At 72.6% G+C, this 19,968-nt stretch carries 17 protein-coding genes and 1 pseudogene; 8 read left to right on the top strand and 10 right to left on the bottom strand.

Features of this window, described 5'->3' with window-relative positions; all coding sequences use genetic code 11:
• Nucleotides 1–12: 12 nt before the first annotated feature.
• Nucleotides 13–1,602 carry a proton-conducting transporter transmembrane domain-containing protein gene (locus G407_RS0116765; protein WP_029031762.1) on the bottom strand — a complete coding sequence of 530 codons (1,590 nt, stop codon included), beginning with the start codon at nucleotides 1,600–1,602 and terminating at the stop codon, nucleotides 13–15.
• A 107-nt stretch (nucleotides 1,603–1,709) separates the two neighbouring features.
• Between G407_RS0116765 and G407_RS0116760 the strand changes: the two genes are divergently transcribed.
• Nucleotides 1,710–2,627, top strand: coding sequence for a LysR family transcriptional regulator (locus tag G407_RS0116760; protein ID WP_029031761.1), 918 nt, complete (start codon nucleotides 1,710–1,712; stop codon nucleotides 2,625–2,627).
• Here the strand turns inward: G407_RS0116760 and G407_RS0116755 are convergent.
• Both G407_RS0116755 and G407_RS0116750 read right to left on the bottom strand, forming a co-directional pair.
• Complete coding sequence (locus tag G407_RS0116755) at nucleotides 2,602–4,257, bottom strand: alpha-amylase family protein (protein ID WP_029031760.1); 1,656 nt, start codon at nucleotides 4,255–4,257, stop codon at nucleotides 2,602–2,604. The two genes, G407_RS0116760 and G407_RS0116755, sit on opposite strands and share 26 nt — an antisense overlap.
• 18 nt (nucleotides 4,258–4,275) lie before the next feature.
• Nucleotides 4,276–5,862, bottom strand: coding sequence for an alpha-amylase family glycosyl hydrolase (locus G407_RS0116750; RefSeq protein WP_029031759.1), 1,587 nt, complete (start codon nucleotides 5,860–5,862; stop codon nucleotides 4,276–4,278).
• A gap of 1,151 nt (nucleotides 5,863–7,013) precedes the next feature.
• Here G407_RS0116750 and recG point away from each other — a divergent pair.
• Nucleotides 7,014–9,128 (top strand): ATP-dependent DNA helicase RecG, encoded by a 2,115-nt coding sequence (recG, locus tag G407_RS0116740; protein ID WP_245259113.1) that lies wholly within the window; start codon nucleotides 7,014–7,016, stop codon nucleotides 9,126–9,128.
• Between the two features lie 402 nt (nucleotides 9,129–9,530).
• Nucleotides 9,531–10,295 carry an SDR family oxidoreductase gene (locus G407_RS0116730; RefSeq protein WP_029031756.1) on the top strand — a complete coding sequence of 255 codons (765 nt, stop codon included), beginning with the start codon at nucleotides 9,531–9,533 and terminating at the stop codon, nucleotides 10,293–10,295.
• 20 nt (nucleotides 10,296–10,315) lie between these two features.
• On the opposite strand, the gene pgeF is transcribed toward G407_RS0116730, so the two are convergent.
• Genes pgeF through lgt form a run of 3 tightly spaced genes read right to left on the bottom strand, consistent with a single transcriptional unit; the run spans nucleotide 10,316 to nucleotide 13,043 of the window.
• Nucleotides 10,316–11,086 (bottom strand): peptidoglycan editing factor PgeF, encoded by a 771-nt coding sequence (gene pgeF, locus G407_RS0116725; protein WP_029031755.1) that lies wholly within the window; start codon nucleotides 11,084–11,086, stop codon nucleotides 10,316–10,318.
• Nucleotides 11,080–12,183, bottom strand: a complete 1,104-nt coding sequence (locus G407_RS0116720) for a class I SAM-dependent methyltransferase (protein WP_029031754.1) — start codon at nucleotides 12,181–12,183, stop codon at nucleotides 11,080–11,082. Before G407_RS0116720 ends, pgeF begins: the two co-directional genes overlap by 7 nt.
• A complete protein-coding gene (gene lgt, locus G407_RS0116715) occupies nucleotides 12,180–13,043 on the bottom strand; it encodes a prolipoprotein diacylglyceryl transferase (protein WP_029031753.1) in 864 nt (287 codons plus the stop codon). The genes G407_RS0116720 and lgt overlap by 4 nt, the downstream gene beginning before the upstream one ends.
• A 177-nt stretch (nucleotides 13,044–13,220) precedes the next feature.
• Between lgt and G407_RS0116710 the strand changes: the two genes are divergently transcribed.
• Nucleotides 13,221–13,484, top strand: coding sequence for an accessory factor UbiK family protein (locus G407_RS0116710; protein WP_029031752.1), 264 nt, complete (start codon nucleotides 13,221–13,223; stop codon nucleotides 13,482–13,484).
• 36 nt (nucleotides 13,485–13,520) lie between these two features.
• Here G407_RS0116710 and G407_RS0116705 read toward each other — a convergent pair whose 3' ends face one another.
• Nucleotides 13,521–13,991, bottom strand: coding sequence for a hypothetical protein (locus G407_RS0116705; protein WP_029031751.1), 471 nt, complete (start codon nucleotides 13,989–13,991; stop codon nucleotides 13,521–13,523).
• A 375-nt stretch (nucleotides 13,992–14,366) separates the two neighbouring features.
• Between G407_RS0116705 and G407_RS32885 the strand changes: the two are divergent.
• Nucleotides 14,367–14,561: pseudogene (locus tag G407_RS32885) on the top strand (DUF6894 family protein); the annotation flags it as partial.
• Nucleotides 14,562–14,595: 34 nt separating this feature from the next.
• On the opposite strand, the gene G407_RS0116700 reads toward G407_RS32885, so the two are convergent.
• Nucleotides 14,596–15,984, bottom strand: a complete 1,389-nt coding sequence (locus tag G407_RS0116700; RefSeq protein ID WP_029031750.1) for a glutamate--cysteine ligase — start codon at nucleotides 15,982–15,984, stop codon at nucleotides 14,596–14,598.
• A gap of 147 nt (nucleotides 15,985–16,131) precedes the next feature.
• A complete protein-coding gene (locus G407_RS0116695) occupies nucleotides 16,132–16,713 on the bottom strand; it encodes a YqgE/AlgH family protein (RefSeq protein ID WP_052341474.1) in 582 nt (193 codons plus the stop codon).
• 227 nt (nucleotides 16,714–16,940) lie between these two features.
• Between G407_RS0116695 and G407_RS0116690 the strand changes: the two genes are divergently transcribed.
• A complete protein-coding gene (locus tag G407_RS0116690; RefSeq protein WP_029031748.1) occupies nucleotides 16,941–17,765 on the top strand; it encodes a protein-disulfide reductase DsbD domain-containing protein in 825 nt (274 codons plus the stop codon).
• Between the two features lie 31 nt (nucleotides 17,766–17,796).
• Here the strand turns inward: G407_RS0116690 and G407_RS0116685 are convergent, their stop codons facing one another.
• Nucleotides 17,797–18,114 (bottom strand): hypothetical protein, encoded by a 318-nt coding sequence (locus G407_RS0116685; RefSeq protein WP_043540037.1) that lies wholly within the window; start codon nucleotides 18,112–18,114, stop codon nucleotides 17,797–17,799.
• Nucleotides 18,115–18,250: 136 nt separating this feature from the next.
• On the opposite strand from G407_RS0116685, the gene G407_RS28205 reads away from it, so the two are divergent.
• Together G407_RS28205 and murI are read left to right on the top strand one after the other, a co-directional pair.
• Nucleotides 18,251–19,027 carry an RNA methyltransferase gene (locus G407_RS28205; RefSeq protein WP_052341473.1) on the top strand — a complete coding sequence of 259 codons (777 nt, stop codon included), beginning with the start codon at nucleotides 18,251–18,253 and terminating at the stop codon, nucleotides 19,025–19,027.
• On the top strand, nucleotides 19,024–19,809 hold the full coding sequence (murI, locus tag G407_RS0116675) for a glutamate racemase (protein ID WP_029031746.1): 786 nt from the start codon (nucleotides 19,024–19,026) through the stop codon (nucleotides 19,807–19,809). Before G407_RS28205 ends, murI begins: the two co-directional genes overlap by 4 nt.
• The last annotated feature ends 159 nt before the right edge of the window (nucleotides 19,810–19,968 follow it).

Here is a 19,968-nt window from a genome sequence, read left to right as displayed (position 1 = left end):
GGAGCCTCCGGATCAGGACTTGGTGGCCGTGACCGGCGCGAGCCGGGCTGCGAGGCGGGTGGCGAGCGCGTTCACGTAGAAGCCGTTGGCGATGTGGACGTAGAGCGCCGCGAAGGGCCGGTGCCGGGCGAGCGCGGGCGCGAAGCTCTGGACCGCGAGCGCGGCGGCGAAGGAGACGACGACGAGGCCGACGACGAAGCCGTCGAAGGCGCCCGCGAGCGGCAGGCTCGGCGCGACGGCGCCGGAGAGCAGCCACGCGGCCCCGGCCTGGAGGCCGTAGTAGGCGACGACCACGAGGCCCGCGAGCGCCGTCGCCGAGCCGAGCGCCTTCGGGGCGTTCTCCCCCGAGAGCACGGTGGCGAGGTAGTGCGCGACGCCCAGCGCCACGACCGCGGCGAGCGCGAAGGCGCCCGGGTTGTCGAGCACGCCCGTGCCGAACACGGCGCCGACGGCGAGCGTGAGCGCCACGGCGGCAGCGAGGGCGGCGCCGTAGACCGCCGGGTTCGGCATCTTCGCCTCTTCCGGGGGCAGCGCGGCGCGGATCGTCTCGACCGCCGAGCCCGAGGACAGGAAGGCGTGGGCCTTGTAGAGGGCGTGCGCCACGATGTGCAGCGCCGCCGCCGAGAAGGCACCGAGCCCGCACTGCAGCAGCATGAAGCCCATCTGCCCGATGGTGGAGTAGGCGAGCGCCACCTTCACGCTCGGCACCGTGAGCATCACCAGCGAGCCGAACAGCGCGGTGAAGCCGCCGACCAGGGCGAGCACGTCCATCGAGGGCGCCGACAGGACGACCAGCGGCGAGAGCCGCACCACGAGGAAGCCGCCGCCGTTGATGATGCCGGCGTGGAGCAGCGCCGAGACCGGGGTGGGCGTCTCCATCACCTCGCCGAGCCAGCCGTGGGCCGGGAACTGGGCCGACTTCAGCAGCGCCGCCACGACGATGAGCAGCACCGCGAGGTGCATCGCCGCGGGGACCGTGTCCGCCTGGGCCATCGCCGTCGCCTCGGCCAGGAGGACGGGGACCTCGAGCGTGCCGAAGAGCGCGAGCACGATGATGCCGGCGAGGATCAGCGCCGCATCGCCGGCGCGGCTCGCCAGCGCCTTTTTCCGCGCGGCGAGAACGGCTCGAGGCCGATCCTTGTAGAAGACGAGGAGCTGGTGCAGCGCGAGGCTCGTGGCGATCCAGGCCAGCACGAGCTGGAAGAGGTTGCCCGCGCCCATCATCAGGAGCGCCGCCGCGAGCGTCACGCACAGGCGCTTGAAGAAGCGCCCCTGGTCCGGGTCGCCGTCGAGGTAGTTCTTGGAATAGGCGACGACGACGGCGCCGACGAAGGAGACGAGCACCAGCATGACCGCAGAGAACGCGTCAGCGTAGAGTGCGAGGCCGACACCGCCGATGCCGAGCGTGCCGGTGTAGAGCGGGCCGGCGGCGATCACCGCGAGGCCCGTCGTCACGCTCGCGCCGAGCGCGACGAGGGCGGCGAGGCGGGCGTGGCGCGCCGTGCCGCGGGGGTCGGCATTGGCGCGGGGGGTCGGGATCGTGCCGACGAGGAGGAGGGCGGCGGGGCCGATCGCGGCGAGCCAGGCGAGCAGGGCCGTCATACGGGTTTCTCCGGATTCGCGGGTCGTGCGTCCGGCTATAGGCGGCGGTGTCACTTCTGAAAAATTCAAAGATTGCAAGGAAACGTTCGTCTGAGTAGAATAGCCGCATGGCGGCGCTTAACTACCACCACCTGCGCTATTTCTGGACGATCGCGAACGAGGGTGGGCTCACCCGGGCCGCGCGCCGGCTCAACGTCTCGCAATCGGCGCTCTCGGTGCAGCTGCGCTCGCTCGAGGAGCAGCTCGGCCATCCGCTGTTCACCCGCGAGGGCAAGCGGCTCGTGCTCACCGAGGCCGGGCGGATAGCGCTCGACTACGCGCAGAGCGTGTTCAAGACGGGCGAGGAGCTGGTCTCGACCCTCGCCGAACGCCCCGGCGGCACGCGCCGGGCGCTGCGGATCGGCGCAATCGCCACGCTCTCGCGCAACTTCCAGCTCGCGCTGCTGCGCCCGCTGATCGGGCGCACCGACCTCGACCTCGTCCTGCGGTCGGGGACGCTACGGGAGCTGCTGGCGCGTCTCGACACGCACGAGCTCGATCTCGTCCTGGCCAACGCCCCCGCACCGAGCGACGCGGCCGCCCCGCGCGAGAGCCGCCTCCTCGACGAGCAGCCGGTCTCCATCGTCGGCCGCCCGGTACCGGGCGACGCCGCGCCCCTGCGCGTGCCGGAGGATCTCGACGGCGCGGCCATGGTGCTGCCCTCCGCCGAAAGCGAGATCCGCCTCGCCTTCGACCGGATCTGCGACACGGCGCGGGTGCGGCCCACCGTCCTCGCCGAGGTCGACGACATGGCCATGCTGCGCCTCCTCGCCCGCGAGAGCGACGGGCTCACGCTCGTGCCGCCCATCGTGGTGCGCGACGAGCTCGCCGCGGGCGTCCTCGTCGAGCGCGCGCGGGTGCCGCGGCTGAGCGAGGGCTTCTACGCGATCACGCTGAGGCGACGGTTCCCGAACCCGCTGCTGGCGGAGCTGCTGGACGGCCGAGGCCGGCGCGATACCGTCACCGACGCTCCTCGTCGGCCCTGAACCAGGCATAGCCGTGGGGCGGCAGCGCGATCGGATCGTCGGCGGCCTGCGGCAGGCGCCCGCCGGAATCGCACAGGACGGGACGCAGCACGTCGTGCTCGTCGGCGATGTCGAGGGCGACGGTCACGTGACGCGATGCGAGGTTGTGGAGCGTGACCATGGTCGCGCCGCGCCAGCTGGCCCGCAACGCGAGCACGCCGGGGTCGCTCGTCTCGAGGATGTCCGTGCGCCCCCAGCCGATCTCGGGTGCCGCGCGGCGCGCCCGCACGAGCCGGCGGATGCGCTCGAGCAGGGAATCCGCGTTCTCGGTCTGGCGCGCGACGTTGACCGCGTCCGGCGCGAAGTCGGGATCGGTCACCATCGCCCGCGCGAGGTCCTCCGGCCGCGCCGTGGAGAAGCCGCCCGTGGGCCCGTCGGTCCATTGGAAGGGCGTGCGCACGGCCGAGCGCTCGGGCAGGTCGAGATTGTCGCCCATGCCGATCTCCTCGCCGTACCAGAACACCGGCGTGCCCGGGAGGGCGAGCATGAGGCTGTAGGCCATGGCGAGCCGTCGCCCGTCGCCGCCGAGCATCGGCGCGAGGCGCCGGCGGATGCCGCGATCGTAGAGGCGCATGCTCGGATCGGGGGCGAAGGCGGCGAAGACCTCCTCGCGCTCCGCCTCCGAGAGGCGCCCGAGGTCGAGCTCGTCGTGGTTGCGCAGGAACGTCGCCCATTGCCCGACCTCGTGGATCGGCGGGCGCTTGCGCATCAGCTCGGCGACGGGCCGCGCGTCCTCGCGCGCGAGCGCCAGGAACGTGGCCTGGTCGAGCAGGAAGTCGAAGACCATCGTCATCCGCTCGCCGTCCTCGCCGAAATAGGCGGGGATCGTCTCCATCGGCACGTTCGCCTCGGCGAGCAGGATCGCCTCCGCCTTGCGCCACGACAGGAAGCGGCGGAGATAGGTGAGGAAGGCGTGCGGGTCCGCCTGCGCGTCGGGGTCCGCGCTGCGCAGCGGCGAGCGCGGGCGGTCCTCGATCATGAAGGGCACCGCGTCGAGCCGGAAGCCGGAGACGCCGAGCTCGAGCCAGAAGCCCATGATCTTCTCGATCTCCTCGCGCACGGCGGGGTTGGCGAGGTTGAGATCGGCCTGGTGGGCGTAGAACCGGTGGAAGTAGTAGGCGCCCGCCTGCTCGTCCCAGGTCCAGGTCGTGTCCTGCACCCCGGGAAACACGACGCCCTCGTCCGCGCCCTCCGGCTTCTCCTCCGACCAGAGGTAGAAGTCGCGGAAGGGCGAGCTGGGGTCGGCGCGGGCCTTCTGGAACCAGGGGTGATCGGTCGAGGTGTGGTTGACCACGAGATCGACGATCACCCGGATGCCCCGCCCGTTCGCCTCGCGCGTGAAGCGCACGAAGTCGCCCAGCGTCCCGAGCCGCGGATCGACCTGGTAGAAGTCGCTGACGTCGTAGCCGTTGTCGCGATTGGGCGAGGCGTAGAACGGCAGGAGCCAGATGCAGGTCGCGCCGAGCGCCTCGATATGGTCGAGCCGATCCGCGAGGCCCTGGAAGTCCCCGCAGCCGTCGCCGTCCGCATCCATGAAGGTCTCGACGTCGACGCAGTAGACGACGGCGTTCTTGTACCAGAGATCGAGCATGTTCGGCTCCCTCGCGCCTCAGGCGACGATGATCACCCCTTCGTTCGGCCGCAGCCGCACGCCGGGGCCCACCGTCTCGTCGTCGCGATCGAGGTGGGTCGAGAGCGTGATCCGGCCTGCGCCGCCCGGCAGATGGAGGTCGGCCACCTCCTCCTCGCGGGCGCCGAAGTTGAGCACGACCGTGATCTCGTCGCCCTCCCGGTGCCGCTTGAAGGCGAAGACGTCGCCCACCGTCTCGATGCCGGACCAGTCCCCGATCGCGAGCGCCGGCGAGCCCCGGCGCAGCGCGATGAGGCGGCGGTGGAGGGTGAGCATCGAGCCGGGGTCGCGGTCCTGGGATGCGACGTTGCGCGCGCGCCAATCGGGCGAGAGCGGCAGCCAGGGCTCCACCGTCGAGAAGCCCGCGTGCTCGGTGTCGTCCCACTGCATCGGCGTGCGCTGCGGGTCGCGGGTGAAGCCGGCCTCGTGACGGCCCCAGGCGTCCTCGCCGCGGCCGGGCGGGATGTCGACGTTGGGCATGCCGATCTCGTCGCCGTAGTAGAGCGTCGGCGTGCCGCGCAGGGTGAACAGCAGCATCGCCGCGATGCGCGCCTGCGCCGCGCCGACGCGTCCCGCCACGCGCCTCTGGTCGTGGTTGCCGAGCACCCAGTTCGGCCAGCCGCCCTCCGGCAGCAGGCCCTCGTACTGCTCGACGAGCGCCGCCACCTCCCGCGCCTCCCAGGGCGTGAGGATGAGCTGGAAGTTGAAGGGCAGGTGCGCACCGGAGAGGTCGCGGCCGTAATAGGCCATCAGCCGCTCCAGCGGCAGGTAGATCTCGCCGATCAGCAGCCGGTCGTCGTATTCGTCGACGAGCTCGCGCATCTCGGAGATGACGATCGCCATGTCCTCGTGGTCGTTCGAGTTCGTCTGCAGCAGCGTGTCGATCTCCGGCATGCCGGGCTTCCAGCCGGGGTTGGGCGGGTTGTCGCGCAACTCCGGGTCCTTCATGCAGTAGTAGACGACATCGAGCCGGAAGCCGTCGACGCCGCGGTCGAGCCAGAAGCGCATGGCGTCGTACATCGCGGCGCGAACCTCCGGGTTGCGCCAGTTCAGGTCCGGCTGCTCGGGGAGGAAGGAGTGCAGGTAGTATTGCCCGGTCGCCTCGTCCCACTTCCAGGCCGGGCCGGAGAAGACCGAGATCCAGTTGTTGGGCGGCGAGCCGTCGGGCTTGGCGTCGCGCCAGACGTACCAGTCCCGCTTCGGGTTGTCGCGTGACGAGCGGCTCTCCAGGAACCAGGGATGCTGGTCCGAGGAGTGGTTGGGCACGAAATCCATGATGACCTTGAGCCCGAGCGCCCTCGCCCGTGCCACCAGCCGGTCGAAATCCTCGAGCGTCCCGAACAGCGGGTGGATGCCCGTGTAGTCGGCGACGTCGTAGCCGTGGTCCTTCATCGGGGACGGGTAGACCGGGCTGATCCAGACCGCGTCGCAGCCGAGCCCGGCGATATGCTCGAGGCGCTGCTCGATGCCCTCGAGGTCCCCTATGCCGTCGCCGTCCGTGTCCTGGAACGAGCGGGGATAGACGTGGTAGATGATGCCGCGCTGCCACCATCTCGTGCCGGCGATCATGACGCTCCTCCGGTTCGCGTGCGGTGCCAAACGGTTCGCGAGCACGCGTCGTTCCGATGCGGCGGCGGGGCTAGAAGCAGGCGCAGGGGCATTGTCGAATTCGACGAACGTGCTATCTTGCGTATCGGAGTGAGGGGGAAGGGTCTCCCCTCCCCCCTCTCTTTCATCACCCCCCCGAGGACATGCGGAAGGCGAGAGCCAGGCTCGCCTTCCGCCCCCAGCGGAAAGTGATGGACACGCTCAGGCGCGGAAAATTCCACGACATCGCCATGTCCTCCGGTCGATCGAGCGGCTCCTCCGCCCGAGGGCGCCGGGAGGATGCCCGGCGCGGGGCGCCTGCACCGCCCTGGCGCTTCGTCGATCGACTGACGGCAACCTAGTTCGGGGCGCTGGCAGACGCAATCTGCAGGTAGAAATTTCGTCACATGACGACGCTTGCGGCGTCTTGCCCTGCCGTGCGGCGATGCTATCTTTCATACTAGAGTGAACGGGGAAGGGTCTCCCCTCCCCCGCTCTGGCATCAGCCCCCTAGGGTCACGCGGAAGGCGAGGTTCAGGCTCGCCTTCCGCACCCAGCGGAAGCTGATGGACACGCTCAGGCGTGGAAATCTCCACGACATCGCTTGTCCTCCGGTCGATCGAGCGGCTCCTCCGCCCGAGGGCGCCGGGAGGATGCCCGGCGCGGGGCGCCTGCACCGCCCTGGCGTTTCGCCGATCGACGGACGACAACCTAGATGGCGCGTTGCGGGCACGCAATCCGGGAGGTGGAGTCACCGTCGAATTTCGGCCGAAGAGCAGCTCTGACGAGCGCTCCGTGTTGCATTTTCGGGCACTTGTGGCAGACGCACACGGGCCGGCCCGAAAAGCTCCACGTCGCCGGATGTCTCCTGCGTCAGCCGAGCGAGGCCGTTGCCCGCGGGCGCCGGGAGCCCGTCTTCGGCGCGGTGTGCTGGACCACCACCCCGGCATTCCTCTCGGCTGCGTGGAGCAACCTGGACAGCGCGGGACACGCGGACAGTCCATAAAGCAGAAGATCCGTCGCCCGCCGGCACACGAATCTCGGCACCACCCCCCCCTCGCCGTGCCTTGCCCTCCCCGCCCCGATCGGCCACTTTCGCACCCCGTCGAACCGCCCGAGAGTCGCCGCTGGTGCGCCCGTCTGTCCTCGATCCGCTCTTCGCCCCCGCGACGTCGCTGCCCGGCGTCGGGCCGAAGATCGCGCCCCTCGTCGATCGGCTCGTCGCGGAGCCGGGGCAGCCCGCGCGCGTGGTCGATCTCCTGTTCCATCTCCCCACCGGGGGCGTCTCGCGCAAGGTCGCCGGCAAGATCGCGGATGCGCCGATCGGCGAGCCGGTCTCCCTCGTCGTCACGGTGACGCACCACCAGCCGGGCCCGCTCAGCCGCTCGAAGGCGCCCTACCGCGTCGTCGTCGACGACGACAGCGGGGACGTCGCGCTCGTGTTCTTCAACATGCCGCGCGCGCGCATCGAGCGGCTCCTGCCGGTCGGCGCGCGCAAGGTCGTCTCCGGCAAGCTCGAGGTCTACGACGGGCGCCGGCAGATGGTGCATCCCGACCGCATCGTCGACCTCGCGGAGATCGACACCCTGCCCGCAGTGGAGACGATCTACGGCCAGACCGAGGGCCTCTCCTCGCGCATGATCGCGCGCCTCGCGACCGCGGCGCTGGAGCGCGTGCCCGCGCTGCCCGAGTGGCAGGACCCCGCCTTCCTCGCCCGCGAGCGTTTCCCCCCCTTCCGCGAGGCGCTCTCGGCGCTGCACCGGCCCGACAGCGTCGAGACCGTGGCGGGCGAGGCCGGCGCGGCGCACCCCGCGCGCCGGCGCCTCGCCTACGACGAGGCGCTCGCCTCCCAGCTGGCGCTCGCCCTGGTGCGCGCCCGCGCCCGGCGCAAGCCCGGCCGCAGCAATGCCGGCGACGGCCGCCTCGTCGCCGCGATCGAGACCCACCTGCCCTACGCCCTCACCGGCGCGCAGGCGCGCGCCATCGCCGAGATCCGCGGCGACATGGCGTCGGACACGCGCATGCTGCGCCTCCTCCAGGGCGACGTCGGCGCGGGCAAGACCGTGGTGGGGCTCCTCGCCATGGCGAGCGCCATCGAGGCCGGCCGGCAGGCGGCGATGATGGCGCCGACCGAGATCCTGGCGCGCCAGCACTACGCCCGCCTGAAGCCGCTGGCCGACGAGGCCGGCCTCACCATCGCGCTGCTCACCGGCCGCGACCGCGGGGCCGAGCGGCGCGCGGCGCTCGCCGGCTTCGCGGACGGCTCGGTGCAGATCGCGGTGGGCACCCACGCCCTGTTCCAGGAGGAGGTGGTCTTCCACGACCTCGGCCTCGCCGTCGTCGACGAGCAGCACCGCTTCGGCGTGCACCAGCGCCTCGCGCTCGGCGCCAAGGGCCAGGCGGTCGACGTGCTCGTCATGACCGCGACCCCGATCCCGCGCACCCTGGCGCTGACCTATTTCGGCGACATGGACGTCTCGGTCCTCGACGAGAAGCCCCCCGGCCGCCAGCCGATCCAGACGAAGCTCGCCGCGCTCGAGCGCATCGGCGAGGTGGTCGAGGGCCTCGGGCGCGCCATGGAGGCGGGCGCGCGGGTCTACTGGGTCTGCCCGCTGGTCGAGGAGAGCGAGACCATCGACCTCGCCGCGGTCGAGGAGCGCGGCGAGGACCTGCGCCGCTGGTTCGGCGAGAAGGTCGGCGTCATCCACGGCCGCATGGCCGGGCGCGACAAGGACGAGGCCATGCGCCGCTTCCAGGCGGGGGAGACGACGCTCTTGGTGAGCACCACCGTCATCGAGGTCGGCGTCGACGTGCCCGAGGCCACGATCATGGTGATCGAGCACGCCGAGCGCTTCGGGTTGGCGCAATTGCATCAGCTGCGCGGGCGCATCGGGCGAGGAAGCGGGGCCTCGACGTGCCTCTTGCTGTACAAGGGCCCCTTGGGCGAGACCGCCCGCGCGCGGCTCGAAACCCTGCGCGAGACCGAGGACGGCTTCCGCATCGCCGAGGCGGACCTGCGGCTGCGGGGCGAAGGCGAGGTGCTGGGCACGCGGCAGTCGGGGTTGCCGGGCTTCAAGCTGCTGCGGCCGGAAACCGACGGGAGGCTGCTGGAGACGGCGCGCGACGACGCCCGTCTGATGGTGGAGCGAGACCCGGGGTTGAAGGGCGAGCGGGGGGAGGCGCTGCGGGTGCTGCTGTACTTGTTCTCGCGGGATGCGGCGGTGCGGACGTTGGGGGCGGGCTGAGGGACTGCTCTTCGTCGAGTTCGGGAGTATCGCCCGCATAATCAAAATCTATATGCGGGTCGCGCGCGAGGCGCTCGGCCGCATCGGAGACCTGCTCGGCCGGGAAGTCGCGGCCATGGCGGAGGGGCTCGCGGCGCTGCGGGCGACGCCGCCGCGGGACCTCGGTTCGTGAACACCGACGACCCGCTCCGACCGCCACCTCCCCGCAGGGGAGGACGGAGGCCGAAGGCCGGAGGGTGGGGTGGGCGGCGATACGGATCGCCATGACGGCCGAACGGCCCCACCGCCCGCGCGTGCCGCGCGGGATCCTCCCCTCCGGGGAGGACGCGGTGTGGCGCGTGTCTTCGGCGTCGGTGCGCATCCGATCCCCCCTCTCGCGCGTAGATCTCGGCGACCATGGAGGTGCGGATGTCCCCGAAGGCGGCCCTGGTGACCGGCGGCGCGACGCGGATCGGGCGGGCGATGGTGGAGCGGCTCGCGCGCGAGGGGTATGGCGTCGCGATCCATTGCAACGCCTCCGTCGTCGAGGCGGAGCGGCTCGCCCACGGCATCGGCGCGGCCGGCGGGCGGGCCACGGTGGTGCAGGCGGACCTCGCGGACGCGGACGCCGTCGCCGGCATGATCGCGGCGGCGACGACCGCCCTCGGGCCGCTCGACCTCCTCGTCAACAGCGCGAGCGAGTTCGAGGACGACCATATCGAGAGCCTCGACCTCGCCCGCTACGGCCGCACGCTGGCGGTGGACCTCACCGCGCCGCTCGTCCTCGCCCGCGACTTCGCCGCGCAGCTGCCCGAGGGCGCCGAAGGACTGATCGTCAACGTGCTCGACCAGCGCGTCTGGAAGGAGACGCCCTTCTTCTTCTCGTACCAGATCGCGAAATCCGCGCTGTGGACCGCGACGCGCACGATGGCGCGGGCGCTCGCCCCGCGCATCCGCGTCAACGCCATCGGCCCGGGGCCGACGCTGGCGAGCCCGCGCCAGGGCGAGGCGGACTTCGCGAGGCAGGCGGCGGCGGTGCCGCTGCGGCGCTCCTCGTCGCCGGCGGAGGTGTGCGACGCGCTGATGTACCTCGTCGGCGCCCGCAGCGTCACCGGCCAGATGCTGGCGCTCGACGGCGGCCAGCACCTCGCCTGGGAGACCCCGGACGTGGTCGGCATCCGGGAATAGCCGCGTTCAGGGAGCGAGGATCAGGGAGCGAGCGCGATCGCCGAGACGAGCCGGCCGTAGTCGGGCTCGCCGCGATGGGTGGAGCGGCGGTAGGAGTAGAACCGGTCCTCGTCGGAATAGGTGCAGCGGGCGAGGTCGTGCGCCGTGCCCACCTCGGCGCGGGCGAGGCGCGCGAGGATGTAGCCGGGCAGGTCGAGCTGCCACTTGCCCTCCCGCGTGCCGGGCGCGAAGTAGCGCTCGGCATCCGGGTCCTCGCCGAGGAAAGCCTCGCGCAGCTCGGCTCCGACCTCGTAGGCCCCCTGCCCGATCGTCGGGCCGAGCACCGCAACGATGCGCCCGCGCCGCGCGCCGAGCCGCTCCATCGCCGCAACGGTCGCCTCGGCGACCCCGCCGAGCGCGCCGCGCCAGCCGGCATGGGCGGCGCCGATCACGCCCGCCTCGGGATCGGCGAAGAGCACCGGGCCGCAATCGGCGGTGAGGATCGCGAGGGCGAGGCCCGGCCGGTCCGTCACCATCGCGTCCGCCTTCGGGCGGGCGTCGAGGGCGATCGGCGCCTCGACCACCACAACGTCGGGCGAGTGGACCTGGTGGACGCTCACCAGGGCATCGGGCGCGACGCCGAGGCGCTCGGCCATGCGCGCGCGGTTGGCGACGACGCGCTCGCGCGCATCCGCCGAGCCGAGCCCGCCGTTGAGGCTGGCGTAGAGCCCCTGCGAGACCCCGCCGTCGCGGGTGAAGAAGGCGTGGCGGACGCCGTTCGCGGCGTCGAGCGCATCCGACGTGATCAGCATGGTCCCTCGTCTTCGATGAAGCCGGCGCAGGCCGACAGCCGCGGATGGGCGACCGCCAGCGCCTTGAACAGAACGCCCATGTCCGCGTCGCGGTCCCCGGTGAGCCGCACGAGCGCCGCGCCGATCTCCTCGGACTGCGTCGCGCTCGCCCGGGAGGCGAGCGCGCGCGCCCGCGCCTCGATGCCGAGCGCGCGCAGGAAGGCGCCCTGCGTCGCCGGCCCGAACACCCGGGCGCCGGCGCCGCGAGCCGCCGCTGCGAGCTGGGCGAAGTCGACATGAGCCGTGACGTCCGCCTCGCCGGGATCGACGAGCGGGTCGGCGAAGGCGTGACGACGGATCGCCTGGAGCGTGTCGGCGAAGCCGGTCCGGGCGTGGCCGTAGTCGATCGCGAGCGCCGCTCCCCCGGCGGCGACGATGCGCCCGGCGAGCGCCCCCATGACCGCCGCGCCGGCGGCCGCGAGCTCGAGGACGGCGCCCTCGGGCGCCTGCCAGGTGATCGACGGGTCGGCGTCGGGCGCGAGGCCGAAGGCGAGCGCGCCGGCGGCGTCGAGGCCGACGAGCCGCTCGCGCCAGGTGCCGCGGTCACGCACCATCTGGCGCACGGGGAGCGCGTCGAAGAACTCGTTGGCGAGCGCGATCAGCGGCAGGTCCGGCACCGCGTCGAGCTGCGCATGCCAGTGCACGCCCCCGGAAAGCGTCGCTGGCGGCGCGGCGAGCGTCGCGCGCTGGCGCTCGCGCAGCACGGGGCTCGTCTCGACGAGGTGCACCGCCGCGGCTTCAAGGAAGCCCGGGGCGACCTTCGCCGCGCGCAGGGCGTCCGCCATCAGCGTGCCGCGGCCGGGACCGAGCTCGACGAGGGCGAAGGGCGACGGCCGCCCCAGGTCGATCCAGGCCTGCGCCGCCCACAGGCCCACGAGCTCGCCGAACATCTGGCTGATCTCGGGGGCGGTGACGAAGTCGCCCGCGAGCCCGATCGGGTCTCGGGTCATGTAGTAGCCGTGCTGCGGGTGGCCGAGGCACAGCGCCATGTAGCGCGAGACCGGGATCGGGCCCTCCGCGGCGATCAGCTCCCGGATCTCGCGGCCGAGCGGCGTCATGCGGAGGGCGCCTCCTCGTTCTCCACCGCACCGCGGCGGGTCGTGCCCGCGCGCGCGAGCGCGACCAGGACGAGCCCGCCGGCGAGGAGCGGCAGCGAGAGCAGCATCCCCATCGTCACCCCACCCGACAGGACGTCCACCTCCCGCCCGAACAGGAAGCCGAGCTGCGGATCGGGCTCGCGGAAGAACTCGGAGACGATCCGCGCGATGGCGTAGCCGATGCCGAACACCCCGGCGACGAGCCCCGGGCGCCGGAAACCGGCGAGGGCGACGGTGATCAGCATCACGACCAGCAGGAGGAGGCCCTGCGTGCCCGCCTCGATCAGCTGGGAGGGATAGCGCGGCACGTCCCCGGCGAACGGGAAGACGACGGCCCAGGACACGTCCGGCGCCGGCCGCCCCCAGAGCTCGCCGTTGATGAAGTTGGCGATCCGCCCGAAGAAGAGGCCGATCGGCGCGACGACCGCGACCACGTCGAAGATCGGCAGCACCGGCAGCCCCCGCGCGCGGGCGAAGAGCAGCATCGCGACGAGCGCACCGAGAAGCCCGCCGTGGAAGGCCATGCCGCCGCGCCAGACGGCGAGGATCTCGAGCGGGTTCGCGAGGTAGGTGCCGAGATCGTAGAACAGCACGTAGCCGAGCCGCCCGCCCAGGATGAGACCGATCGCCACCCACACGACGAGATCGTCGATGGCGACGGGGTCGGGCCGGCGCACGCCCCCCCACAGCCGGTCGGCGCGCACCAGGCGGCGCGCACCCCACCAGCCTATCAGGAGACCCGCGATATAGGCGAGCGCGTACCAGCGGATGGCGATGGGACCGATCGCGATGGCGATCGGATCGATGTCGGGAAAGGGCATGGGGCCTCGCGCGCGTTCGCCCGCTTCGCGGACGCGAAACGGATGGTCGCGGAGGTGACCGGTTTGCGCAAGGGCGTCAAGAGCCGGCGACCCGTTGCGTCCCGATCCCGACGGCGCCATGTATCGGGCGGCGCGGCTTCGCGCCGGACCCGAACGGCGTAAGAAGGACGGCGACCCATGAACCAGAACCGCATTCTCGACGACCTCTCCCGCCTGTTCTCCGACGCGGCCGGGGCCGCGGGGGGCGTGCGGCGCGAGATCGACGCCGTGATGCGCGCCCAGCTGGAGCGGATCGTCAAGGACATGGACGTGGTCTCGCGCGAGGAATACGAGGCGACCCGCGAGATCGCCGTCGCCGCGCGCGAGGAGGCACAGCGGCTGGCGCTGCGCATCGACGAGCTCGAGGCGCGCCTCGTCAAGCTGACGAGCCGCCCGGACTGAGACGCGCCGAGGCGCGCCCGCCCCGCGCGGCAGGCGTCAGGGAGCGATTCGGGCCGGCGCGACGGCGAGCGCGCGCCGGAACCGCGTCGCGGCGTCCGCGAGGCCGGCCGCGGCGTCGGCGAGATCGCGGGCGAGCACGCCCATCGTCTCCAGCACGTCGGTCTCGAGGCTGGCCGATCGGCTCGCGTCGAAGCGCTCGAGCGCGCGGCCGTAGGCGATCAGCGCCCGGTCGAGGTCGTGCGCGACGTCCTCGGCGCGCGTGCCGATGACGGCGCTCTCCAGCGCGAAGTCGAGCCCGTCGTCGGCGACGCCGAGCGCCCGCAGGCGCATGCACAGCACGTCCACCGCATGCCGGCACCAGGATTCGCGGGAGAACATGGCGCACGAGCAGGCGAGCTGCACGCCGCCGCCCGCCTCCCGCGCCACCGCGAGCGTGTACTGGTGCCCCTCGGCGCCCGTGACGGTGAGCGTGACGGGATCGTCGGGCAAGTCGGTACGCGTGAGCATCCTGTCGTTCCCCCAACGGGCGCGGCCTCGTCCGGAGGCCGGGCCGCCCGAGATCCGGCCGCGAGGCGGCGGCCGGTCCACGCGGGAGAGCGCTCTTTCCGGCGCTCGTCTCGTCCCGCGGCGCATAGAATAGGGATGCGATCGATTCCGGGCAACGGCCCCAGCGCGCAACCCGGATGCTTCGCGCTGCGGCTGCATGGCCGGCAAAGTGAGGCGTGGCCCGCCTCCGACCCCTGTGGATAACGGGGAAGGCGGGGAGAGTGCACGAAAGCGACTCCCGAACGCGTGCATTCCGCGTCTCGCGACCGAATCGTGGGGGAAACGAGCCGTGACAGCGGGGGCTAAGTCGAGGACGTAGAACCAACGGAGGCATCCGTGAACGTCCATTACCTACACGCGAGCGACGGTATCCACCTCGTAGTCGATCGGGAAGGACGGCGGTCCAGCCGGGCGGGCGAGATGCGCGCCGGCGCCATCGCCTTCGCTCGGGAGATGATGGCCCAGCTGCCGCACTATCCGCGCTGGGACGAGTGGGCGGTCTACGTCTACGACCATGCCGGCGAGTGCGACCGCGTCTCCTTCGCCGAAGCGCGGGATGCGCCCGTCACGCGGGCTCCGGAGCGGGCAGCGCACACGCCTCGAACGCGGGCGCGACGGAGCCGCCCCACGCACCGTGATACAGGTCGAGCAGAGCGCGCGCCCGCGGCCGCCCGCTCGCCGCGATCTCCTCGAGCGGATCGAGGTACGAGGTCTCGTCACGACGAAGCCCGTCCGTGATCCCGCGCCGGGCGAGGCCCGAGCGCGCGATGGCGAGCGCCTCGCGGGCGATCACCGCGGCGGAGCGCCCGGCGATCGTGGCGTCGAGGCCGAGCCGCGGCGCGTCGGTGCGCAGCCGCTCGCGCTCCTCGGCGCTCCAGGCCTTCACGAGGTCCCAGGCGGCGTCGAGCGAGACCGGGTCGTAGAGCAGGCCCACCCAGAACGCGGGCGCCGCGAGCAGATGGCTGCGCGGGCCGGCATCCATGCCGCGCATCTCGAGGAAGCGCTTGACGCGCACCTCGGGGAACGTGGTCGAGACGTGGTTCGCCCAGTCCGAGCGGGTGGCGCGCTCGCCCGGCAGCTGCGGCAGGCGACCCGCCAGCAGGTCGCGGAAGCTCGCCCCGGCGACGTCGTGGTACACGCCCTCGCGCTTGACGAAGTACATCGGCACGTCGAGCAGCCAGTCGACGTAGCGCTCGTAGCCGAAGCCGTCCTCGAAGGCGATCGGCATCATGCCGGTGCGGTGCGGATCTGTGTCGGTCCAGATGTGCGAGCGCATCGAGAGGTAGCCGTTGGGCCGCCCGTCGGTGAAGGGGGAGTTGGCGAAGAGCGCCGTGGCGATCGGCTGCAGCGCGAGCGAGACGCGCAGCTTCCTGACCATGTCCGCCTCGCTCGAGAAGTCGAGGTTCACCTGCACGGTCGCCGTGCGCAGCATCATGTCGAGGCCGAGCCGCCCGACCTTGGGCATGTAGCCCATCATGATGCGGTAGCGGCTCTTGGGCATCACCGGCGTCTCCTCGCGACGCCAGACGGGGCTCATGCCGAGATCGAGGAAGCCGATGCCCAGCGGCTCGGCGACTCGCCCGGTCTGGCCCAGATGCTCGTCGAGCTCGGCGCGCGTCTCGTGCACGTCCGACAGGAGCGCGCCGGAGAGCTCGAACTGGCCGCCGGGCTCGAGCGAGACGGCGCCGCCGCCCTCCCCCTCGAACAGGCCGATGAGGTTGCCGCCGTCCTCGATCGGCTCCCAGCCCGTCGCGGTGCGCAGGCCGGCGAGGATCGCCTCGATGCCGGCGGGGCCGGCGAAGGGCACGGGCGTGTTCCCGGCGCGGTAGAACGGGATCTTCTCGTGCTCCGTCCCGATCCGCCAGGCCGCGCGCGGCTTCTCGCCCTGGGCGATCCACTCGACCAGCGCATCGCGTGCGGTAATCGGCGTCGCATCGGAAACGTCGCGGGCCATGCGGGAACCTCGTGAGAACGAAACGTGGCCCGCGCGCGAGCCCGGCGGTGTAGATAGGCCGTCCGGCGACGCGCCGCAATCGCGCCCGCCGGCCCGCGCGCGCCCAAGGGGATCGGCACCAGCGCAAGGTCCCCGCGCCGCGGGCTTTCAGGCGTTGCCGGCGATGGGCGAGAGCATCACCGGATCGATGCCGATCTTGCGCAGCGCGCCCTCGTATTTCGTCTCGGCCGGCGCGCCGAAGACGATCTCCGGGTCGGCCGGGCAGGAGAGCCAGCCGTTCTTCTGGATCTCGGTCTCGAGCTGGCCCGCGCCCCAGCCGGCATAGCCGAGCGCGAACATCGCCCGGTCCGGCCCGTTGCCCCGCGCCATCGCGCGCAGGATGTCCACCGTCGCCGTGAGGCAGATGCTACCGTCGATGGGGAGGGTCGACTGGTCGATGAAGAAGTCGGGCGTGTGCAGCACGAAGCCCCGGCTCGTCTCGACCGGGCCGCCCTTCATCACCTTCATGGCGCCGACGCTGCGCGGCAGGCGGATCGCCTCGTCGGCGGGGATGACGTCGAGCTGCACGAGCAGGTCCGGCAGGCTGACGTCCTTGGTCGGCTTGTTGATGACGATGCCCATCGCCCCGTCCGCCGAGTGCGCGCACAGGAAGATCACGGTGCGATCGAAGCGTTCGTCCGGCATGCCCGGCATGGCGACCAGGAGGTGTCCGTCGAGATAGCCGGCCATGGGCGAGATCCCTCCTCGAGCCGTGCGTTCGTGGCACCATGCTACGCCGCGCCGCGCGCCGCGGGAAGGGCTCCCGCCGGGCCTCGCGTGCCCCGCGCGCACGTGATCGCGGCTCACGCGAACGTGGGTGGCGAAAGCCCGCCACGATGCCGACATTGAAGCGGCTCAGACACTGCGAGTTCCGAGCCCCGCGCTGAACAGCGTTCCGAGACACCGAGAGCAGTCCCATGCCGATCCTCGCCAACGTCTTCGTCGCGGCCACCGCGCTCCTCGCAGCCGCCGCGCTGGTGCCCGCCGCCGAGGCGGCGCCCACGGGCGCCTCCCCCTGGTCGGATGACCACGCCTCGCGCGCGCGGCTGCTCGCCGGCGACGCGACGCCGCAGGAGCGCTGGGCCGGCCTCGAGATCGAGATGGAGCCGGGCTACCGCACCTATTGGCGCACGCCCGGCGATTCGGGCATTCCGGCGGAGCTCGACTGGTCGGGCTCGCGCAATGTTGCGTCCGTGGAGGTCGAGTGGCCGGCCCCCGCGCGCTTCGCCGACCCGTACGGCGCCTATTACGGCTACCAGGACCACGTCGTGCTGCCGCTGCGCGTGACGCCGAAGGACCCGTCCGCGCCGGTGAGCCTGTCGCTGTCGATGTTCTACGGCGTCTGCAAGGAGATCTGCATCCCCGCGAGCGGCGAGGCCACGCTGGCCCTGCCGCCGGAGCCGGTCGGGAGCACGCCTTCGATCGCCCGGGCACGGGAGGCCGTCCCCGCGCGGGTCGCGCTCGGGGACGCCACCCGCGGCCTCGCGGTGCGCGAGGTCGCGCCCGCCGGAGCGGATCGGATCGCCGTCACGGTCGATGCGCCCCCCGGCGCGATGCTGCTCGCGGAGGGTCCCGACGACGGCTGGTTCCTCGCCGCCGACGCGGCGGCGGACGCGAACGGCGTGGTCACGGTCGAGATCGTCCATCGTCCGCGCGACGCGGCGGAGGTCCTGCCGCTGCGCCTCACGCTGGTCACGGCGGACGCGGCGATCGAGGTGGAGACTCAGGTGCCGCTCGACTGACACCCGGGAGCCCACCCGGCCGGACGTCGCCCTAGCGCGCGATGCCCGGGTCCGGTCGACCCGGCGGCGCCACGGCCGGCGGCTCGAGCCGCGGGAACAGCTCCAGCCGGTCGATCCGCTGGCGGAGCTGGCCCTCCTCGAACCGCCGCTGGCGCTCGACCTCGCCGAGCCGGCGCTGAAGGAGGAGATCGCGGTTCGTGCCCTCGACGATGCGCTCGGACGGGCTCTGCAGCGGCAGCGGGGCCGGGCCCTGGGCGGCGGCGGGCGGGACGGCGAGCGCGAGCGCGGCGAGGGCGAGCGCAGCGAGGACGGGCGCAGCGAGGCCCGCGGGGAGGATGTGGTTCGTCATCTCCGAGAGATGGGGATCCTCCACCCGCCGAGCCAAGGGGCGTCCGGCCGGCCGCCACTGCCCTGCCCTGCCCGGCTCTGCCCCCCGTTCCGCCCGCCCCTTCCGCCGGCGCCGCCGTCGGGCTAAACCACCGTCCATGAGCACGTCGCCTTCCACCCCCGTCGTCATCCTCGTCGAGCCCCAGATGGGCGAGAATATCGGCATGGCCGCGCGGGCCATGGCGAACTTCGCCCTGTCCGAGATGCGCCTCGTCGCCCCGCGCGACGGCTGGCCGAACCCGGCCGCGACGGCGACGGCGGCGGGCGCCACGCACCTGCTCGAGGGCGCGCGGGTCTTCCCCGACGTGCGGGCCGCGATCGCCGACCTCGGCCTCGTCTACGCCACGACGGCGCGCGAGCGCGGGCAGATGAAGCGGGTCGTGGGTCCCCGCGAGGCGGTGGCGGAGACCCGCTCGGCGATCGGCGGCGGCGGGCGCGTCGGCATCCTGTTCGGGCGCGAGCGCGAGGGGCTGTGGAACGACGAGATCGCGCTCGCCGACGCCATCCTCACCTATCCCGTGAACCCGGCCTTCCCTTCGCTGAACCTGGCGCAGGCGGTGCTGCTCGTCGGCTACGAGTGGTTCTCGCAGGGCGCGGGCGACGCGCTGCCCTTCGCCGAGGTCGAGCGCGAGCCCGCTCCTCGTGAGATGGTGGTCTCCTTCTTCGACTTCCTGGAGGCGGAACTCGAGGCGCGCGGCTTCTACCCGCCCGAGAAGAAGACCACGATGACACGCAACATGCGCGACATGTTCCTGCGCCGCGGCCTCTCCGAGCAGGAGGTGCGCACCTTCCGCGGCGTCGCCGCGACGCTGATGCGCCCGGCGCGCGGCGGCGGGCCCGCGGATCCGGAGGCGGCCACCGGAGCGGAGACGTGATCCGCCTCCTCGTCCTCGATTCGGGCATCGGCGGCCTCACCGTCCTCGACGAGATCCGCCGCGTCCGGCCCGACGCCGAGATCCTCTACGTCGCGGACGATGCCTGGTTTCCCTACGGCGCCCTCGCCGAGGACGCGCTGGTCGCCCGCGTCGCCGATCTCGCCGCTTCGCTCGCCGACGAGTGGCGGCCGGACGCGGTCGTGATCGCCTGCAACACGGCCTCGACGCTCGTCCTCGACCTGCTGCGCGCGCGGCTCTCCGTGCCGATCGTCGGGACGGTGCCCGCGATCAAGCCGGCCGCAGCCGCCTCGCAGTCCAAACGCTTCAGCGTGCTGGCGACCCCCGGGACGGTGGCGCGGGACTACACGCGCGCGCTGATCGCCACCCACGCCGCCGGCTGCGACGTCACGCTCGTCGCCGCGCCGGCGCTCGCCGCGCACGCCGAGGCCGAGCTCGCCGGCACGCCCGTCCCCGACGAGACGCTCGCGGCGGCGATCGCGCCGTGCTTCGTCGAGAGGGACGGCACCCGGACGGACGCGGTCGTGCTCGCCTGCACGCACTACCCGCTCCTCGTCGAGCGCTTCGTCCGGCTCGCGCCGTGGCCCGTCGCCTGGCTCGACCCCGCCCCGGCGATCGCGCGGCGGGTGGTGAGCCTGCTCGGCGCCGGGGACGCGACGGCGCCGGCCGGAACGGCCGCGATCCGCTTCACCAGCGGGCGGGCGCCGGCGGCGCCCCTCGCCCGGGCGCTCGAGGCCCGCAGGCTCGCGAACGCGGCCGGCTGACGCGCTTCGCCGCCGGGTTCGAGCCGACCGATAGAACAAAACGCGATCACAACGCCGGCGGCTGGACTGAAAAAGTTAAGTCTTCCTGAACCGCGACCCTGGACAAATCCGGAGAAGACGATTCTATTGTTACCGATTCGGGTAGATGCGGCACGTCTC

Origin of the sequence: Salinarimonas rosea DSM 21201, assembly GCF_000429045.1 — a bacterium.
Classification (GTDB): Bacteria; Pseudomonadota; Alphaproteobacteria; order Rhizobiales; family Beijerinckiaceae; genus Salinarimonas; species Salinarimonas rosea.
The sequence above is the reverse complement of the archived record's forward strand: the minus strand, read 5'-3'. Positions and strand labels throughout refer to the sequence as shown.

What these genes read in the sequence shown, in the direction of transcription:
- G407_RS0116690 (WP_029031748.1), top strand. Translation starts at nt 16,941, where the DNA reads ATGCCGATCCTCGCCAACGTCTTCGTCGCGGCCACCGCGCTCCTCGCA.
- G407_RS0116695 (WP_052341474.1), bottom strand. Translation starts at nt 16,713, where the DNA reads ATGGCCGGCTATCTCGACGGACACCTCCTGGTCGCCATGCCGGGCATG.
- G407_RS0116700 (WP_029031750.1), bottom strand. Translation starts at nt 15,984, where the DNA reads ATGGCCCGCGACGTTTCCGATGCGACGCCGATTACCGCACGCGATGCG.
- G407_RS0116720 (WP_029031754.1), bottom strand. Translation starts at nt 12,183, where the DNA reads ATGACGCCGCTCGGCCGCGAGATCCGGGAGCTGATCGCCGCGGAGGGC.
- G407_RS0116765 (WP_029031762.1), bottom strand. Translation starts at nt 1,602, where the DNA reads ATGACGGCCCTGCTCGCCTGGCTCGCCGCGATCGGCCCCGCCGCCCTC.
- G407_RS0116755 (WP_029031760.1), bottom strand. Translation starts at nt 4,257, where the DNA reads ATGCTCGATCTCTGGTACAAGAACGCCGTCGTCTACTGCGTCGACGTC.
- pgeF (WP_029031755.1), bottom strand. Translation starts at nt 11,086, where the DNA reads ATGCTGATCACGTCGGATGCGCTCGACGCCGCGAACGGCGTCCGCCAC.
- G407_RS0116705 (WP_029031751.1), bottom strand. Translation starts at nt 13,991, where the DNA reads ATGCTCACGCGTACCGACTTGCCCGACGATCCCGTCACGCTCACCGTC.
- G407_RS0116685 (WP_043540037.1), bottom strand. Translation starts at nt 18,114, where the DNA reads ATGACGAACCACATCCTCCCCGCGGGCCTCGCTGCGCCCGTCCTCGCT.
- lgt (WP_029031753.1), bottom strand. Translation starts at nt 13,043, where the DNA reads ATGCCCTTTCCCGACATCGATCCGATCGCCATCGCGATCGGTCCCATC.
- G407_RS0116760 (WP_029031761.1), top strand. Translation starts at nt 1,710, where the DNA reads ATGGCGGCGCTTAACTACCACCACCTGCGCTATTTCTGGACGATCGCG.
- G407_RS0116710 (WP_029031752.1), top strand. Translation starts at nt 13,221, where the DNA reads ATGAACCAGAACCGCATTCTCGACGACCTCTCCCGCCTGTTCTCCGAC.
- G407_RS28205 (WP_052341473.1), top strand. Translation starts at nt 18,251, where the DNA reads ATGAGCACGTCGCCTTCCACCCCCGTCGTCATCCTCGTCGAGCCCCAG.